The sequence below is a fragment of the Streptomyces sp. McG3 genome, from assembly GCF_018619185.1.
Lineage (GTDB): Bacteria > Actinomycetota > Actinomycetes > Streptomycetales > Streptomycetaceae > Streptomyces.
Window position 1 is genome coordinate 1 of the sequence record NZ_JAAXYC010000539.1, and the last position, 2,105, is coordinate 2,105.

Below are 2,105 nucleotides of genomic sequence, written 5' to 3' on the forward strand. Positions count from 1 at the left end.
AGCCTGCGACCGCCGAGATTCACACTCGTCTAGTCGTCGGCAGCGTCAGATGTGTATAAGGGACAGGTCGGGAGCCTCACTCCCCTTCTCCGTACCACCCTTGCCGCTCTTGTCCGCCTCATCACCCTTCTCACGCTTGCCGGATTCACCCGCTTCGCCGGTTGCGTCCGCTTCGCCGGTCGGGGTGGAGGTCGGGTCGGCCGAGGGGTCCGCCGACGGATCGGCGGACGGGTCCGCGGACGGCGAGGTGCCCGGGTCGACGCCGGGCAGGCTGCCGTCCACCGCGAGGCCGGAGATCACCGCACAGCTGGGCCACGCCTTGGGACCCTGGTCGTCCAGGACCTTCTCGGCGACGGAGATCTGCTGCGAGCGGCTGGCGAGGTCGGCGCGGGGCGCGAACGCCGTGCCGCCGTACGCCGACCAGGTCTCCTGCGAGAACTGGAGCCCGCCGTAGTAGCCGTTGCCGAGATCGGCGCTCCACATGCCGCCGCTCTCGCACTCGGCGACCCGGTCCCAGGTGGTGGCCTCGGCCGCGTGCGCGCCGGCGGCGCCGAGCAGCGGGATGGCGATGGCCGATCCCGTCACGCCTGCGGCGACGATGATGGCGGGTGCCTGACGAGGGCGGCGGTGTCTGCCGTTCGCGGAGCCCATGGGTATGCCTTCCGTGCGACTGACAAGCGAGTGGCCTGAGCGCCGCGCAGCGGATTCCGTGCCTGCTTCGGCGCACAAGTGACGCGTGGGCAAGGTGCGACCGACGCGTCGAACCGTGAACCTAGCGGGACTCGAACGTGTGTCACAAGTCGATGCAGCGCAGATCACGTGAAAGTCACAGAGTTGACACTGTGTCACTTTTTTCGGATCGGCTGCCCGGTTCGAACTCGACCGGAAGGGTGCGCAGTCCACGCATGATGAGCCCGCCACGCCAGCGCAAATCGCCAGGTTCTCCCGCAAGTCGCAGGTCAGGAAGGCGCCTCAACAGGGTGGTCAGCGCGGTCTGCCCCTCCAGCCTGGCCAGCGGCGCCCCCAGGCAGTAGTGGATGCCGTGCCCGTATCCGAGGTGCTGATTGTCACGCCGTGCAAGGTCCAGGGTGTCCGGATCCGTGAACCGCTCCGGGTCGCGGTCGGCCGCCGCCAGCACCACGAGTACGGGGTCCCCGGCGGCGATCTCCTCACCGCCCAGGGTCAGCGCCTCGGTGGCGTACCGCCAGGTCGCCATCTCGACCGGCCCGTCGAACCGGAGCAGTTCCTCGATGCCGGTGGCCAGCAGCGCGTCCTCCCCCGCCGCGAGGGAGGCCTCCAGCAGGGCGCGCTGCTCGGGGTGGCGCAGGAGCGCGTAGGTCCCGTTGCCGATGAGGTTGACCGTCGTCTCGAACCCGGCGAAGAGAAGGATGAACGCCATCGCGGCCGCCTCGTTCTCGGTGAGGTGCTCGCCGTGGTCGCTGGCCCGGATCAGCCCGGAGATCAGGTCGTCGCCCGGGTTCTCCCTTTTACGGTGGATGAGTTCGGCGAGGTAGCCGCGCATCTTCTTCACCGACCGGGCGACCCCGCCGCGCGGCCCGCCGCCGTGCCGGATCATCATGCCCGCCCAGTCCCGGAAGTCGTCCTGGTCCTCCTCGGGGACGCCGAGCAGGTCGCAGATGGCGTAGATGGGGAGCGGGAAGGCGAAGTCGTGGATGAGGTCGGCGTTCCCCTTCTCCACGAAGTCGTCGATGAGCCGGTCCGTCAGCTCCTGCACGCGGGGCGCGAACTCCGCGACCCGGCGCGGAGTGAACGCCTTGGACACGAGCCGGCGCAGCCGGGTGTGGTCCGGCGGGTCGATATTGAGCAGATGCGTCATCAGCTCCGCCTTGCGCTCCCCCGGGATCCCCGTCTTCCCCTTGGCGTGCGGCGACTCGGCGTGGTTGGCCGGGTTCTTGGAGAGCCGCGCGTCGGCGAGCGCCTCCTTGGCGTCCCCGTAGCGGGTCACGAGCCAGGCCTCGACCCCGCTGGGCAGCGCGGTGCGGTGCACGGGGCGGTGCTCGCGGAGCCAGGCGTAGGCGGGGTAGGGGTCGGTGGCGAACTCCCAGGTGAAGAGTTCGGGGGCGCCTTCGGGGACGGTGGAGGAG

The 2,105-nt window shown here is 70.0% G+C and carries 1 protein-coding gene and 1 pseudogene; both read right to left on the bottom strand.

Translation table 11 applies throughout. The annotated features are described in order from the left end of the window. Positions 1-57: 57 nt before the first annotated feature. Positions 58-651, bottom strand: a pseudogene (locus tag HET64_RS39760) (transglycosylase family protein); the annotation flags it as partial. A 175-nt stretch (positions 652-826) separates the two neighbouring features. Beyond that, positions 827-2,105: cytochrome P450 (locus HET64_RS38235; RefSeq protein ID WP_215111817.1), on the bottom strand; the 1,279-nt coding region annotated here is incomplete at its 5' end.